Origin of the sequence: Paenibacillus profundus, assembly GCF_021369635.1 — a bacterium.
Lineage (GTDB): Bacteria > Bacillota > Bacilli > Paenibacillales > Paenibacillaceae > Paenibacillus_B > Paenibacillus_B profundus.
The window spans coordinates 1-2365 of sequence record NZ_JAJNBZ010000086.1 but is presented as its reverse complement, the minus strand read 5'-3'; the positions used below and the strand labels follow the sequence as shown (position 1 = coordinate 2365).

Annotated in this window: 4 protein-coding genes and 1 pseudogene; all 5 read left to right on the top strand. The window is 45.8% G+C overall.

Annotation, left to right across the window (positions count from 1 at the left end):
* Window positions 1-204: 204 nt before the first annotated feature.
* Complete coding sequence (locus LQV63_RS31170; protein ID WP_233699644.1) at window positions 205-378, top strand: hypothetical protein; 174 nt, start codon at window positions 205-207, stop codon at window positions 376-378.
* A pseudogene (locus tag LQV63_RS32335) lies at window positions 299-466 on the top strand (RHS repeat-associated core domain-containing protein); the annotation flags it as partial. The gene LQV63_RS31170 and the pseudogene LQV63_RS32335, both read left to right, overlap by 80 nt.
* A gap of 141 nt (window positions 467-607) precedes the next feature.
* The gene (locus LQV63_RS31165; RefSeq protein ID WP_233699643.1) at window positions 608-904 is read left to right on the top strand and encodes a hypothetical protein; all 297 of its coding nucleotides are present in this window, start codon (window positions 608-610) and stop codon (window positions 902-904) included.
* 8 nt (window positions 905-912) lie between these two features.
* Window positions 913-1401 (top strand): pentapeptide repeat-containing protein, encoded by a 489-nt coding sequence (locus LQV63_RS31940; RefSeq protein ID WP_233699642.1) that lies wholly within the window; start codon window positions 913-915, stop codon window positions 1399-1401.
* 453 nt (window positions 1402-1854) lie between these two features.
* On the top strand, window positions 1855-2365 hold a 511-nt coding region (locus LQV63_RS31155; protein WP_233699641.1), incomplete at its 3' end, for a hypothetical protein.

Below are 2365 nucleotides of genomic sequence, written 5' to 3'. Positions count from 1 at the left end.
GTTGAGCACTTCTCTCTGCACTTCACCCAGATTTGGAATTATGCAAAATGCTCAAGTACAATACTAAGAATAAACTTTAAGACTTAACTAATTGATAAAAGGCTTATTCCAACTTGCAAATTGGGCTGGAACATGGTCAGCGAGTTGGACAGTGAGCACCACGTCAAGGCATCCTACGTCCGTGGCCACGAATTGCTGGCGCAGGTGGATGGCAGCGGAGGTTCCTATTACTACCTGAATAATCAGCACGGCGATGTGGCGCACATCACGAACCGCCTCGGCGGAATCGTAAACAGCTATGAGTACGACGCGTTCGGCGCACCCTATCCGCCACAGAAGGCATCCCGAACCGCTTCCGCAAACGGGCGAGCAGTATGATCACACGACGGAGCAGTATTACCTGCGCGCGAGGTTCTATAACCCAGTAATCGCCCGGTTTACGCAAGAGGACGAATACCGGGGCGATGGTCTGAATTTGTATGCGTATGTTGGGAACAACCCGATTAATTACGTGGATCCGAGCGGGTATAGCGGCCAGTCATGCGGTGGCGGTGGTAAGAAGGAAGGGCCTTTTGGGGAGACGGGTAATGGTTCTTGGAAACCAGGAATGGAAGTGACTGAAGGGCATATTAGAGAAGCAATGAAAAATGCACCTTTACAAACCCAACAGGGAGCTGTATCTTTGCCCGCTATTAATAGATATACCCAACGTTTATCTAATGGTGAGGTTCCACCACCAATTAAAGTTGATAATGGGATTATTGTGGATGGTAATCATCGTTATATCTCTGGTAGAGTTTCCGGAGTCGATATACCAGTGACTCCTTACTCTGGTGGTAAACCAGATAATGTCGTTCAATGGGAAAACGTGAAGATTGACCCATTTGATTGGGGAAATAAATAGTAGAAGAGGTGAATACTATAATTATTATAAAAAGCCACGCAAATGAACCAATTCAACTTCAAGTGGATTCACTTGAAAAAGCCAAATTAGATAATTTAGACCTACATAGAGCGATTTTAAATGGAGAAAATTTATATGGGTCTAGTTTAATTGGAGCTAATCTACGTGGAGCGGAAATTAATGAAGCAAACCTAAGTAATACGAATTTATCAAATGCGTTACTAATGGTTGCATTACTCCAAAACTCAAATTTAGAATCTTCAAATCTTACAAACACAAAATTAACCGGAGCTGACCTGAGTAATGCAAACTTAACTAATGCTAATTTATCTGGGGCTGATGTTTGGAATGCAAATTTTAAAGGGACAAGATTATTGGGAGCCAATATGACATGTACTAGGATAAATGATATTTTACTTGAAGGGGCTTTATTTGATAAAGATACTACTTGGCCACCGTTGTTTAACCCGTTAGAATACGGAGCAATAAAAGTATAAGTACTTTAAGACCCTTGACTGGCTTACGGTAACCTGCTGTATGTTATTGACGGTGAGCGGATGGCTGCCTACGAGTATGATGCGCGTAACCGCCTAATCCAGACTTGGAAAACCCGCAGCGCTTACGATACCCGGGGGAACCGGAGCGGGATGACCTGCCTGAACTGAGCCGGGTTCTGATTAAAGAAACATATATTAAATTTGATAATAAATAATAGTTAAAGTTCAGTTGCCACAATGCGAGTGAGGGGTCTATCACTCCGATTGGTAGGCAGTCACTAAATATAACCGGGTTTGGATTTTAGAAGTAGGAGTGCACGATATAATCGAACTTAACAAACACGCTTGATAAACTTAGAAGGCTTACTCCACTTGAAATTGAGTAGGAGTAAGCCTTCTTTGCGTGTAAAAAAATGAAGGAGGAAATAGACAATGGAAAAACAATGAACCTGATTGATTCGGATTATTCAGATAAGCCGCGGCGAGAGCAAGCACGCCAAGGCAATAATCGTCTACTTCAAATCTGATCGGGCGGGCAATGTGCTGGAGGAGACGGACACAAACGTCAACCGCGTCACCTACGACTATTACGCGATGAACTGGCAATTCGCATCACCGGCAAGCGGGGCGATACGGCGGCATACTCTGGATGCGTGGGGCAACATCAAGGTGCTCACGCATGCGGACGGAAGCGAAGAGCCGTACAGCTACGACCGTGCCGGAAATATGACAAGCTCGACGGACGGCAACGGCCATACGACCTCGTACCGTTACAACAGTCTGGGCAAGCTGGCCGCGGTAGAGGATCCGTCGCAGCAGGCGCTGGTGTATCAATACGACAGACAAGGCCGCCTGACGCGGCAAATCGACCGCAACGAGCGCGTCATCGAATACGCGTACAACTTCGATGACCAATTGGTGAAGCGCAGAGAAGCATCCACCGGCGCGGAAGAAGCCTATATGT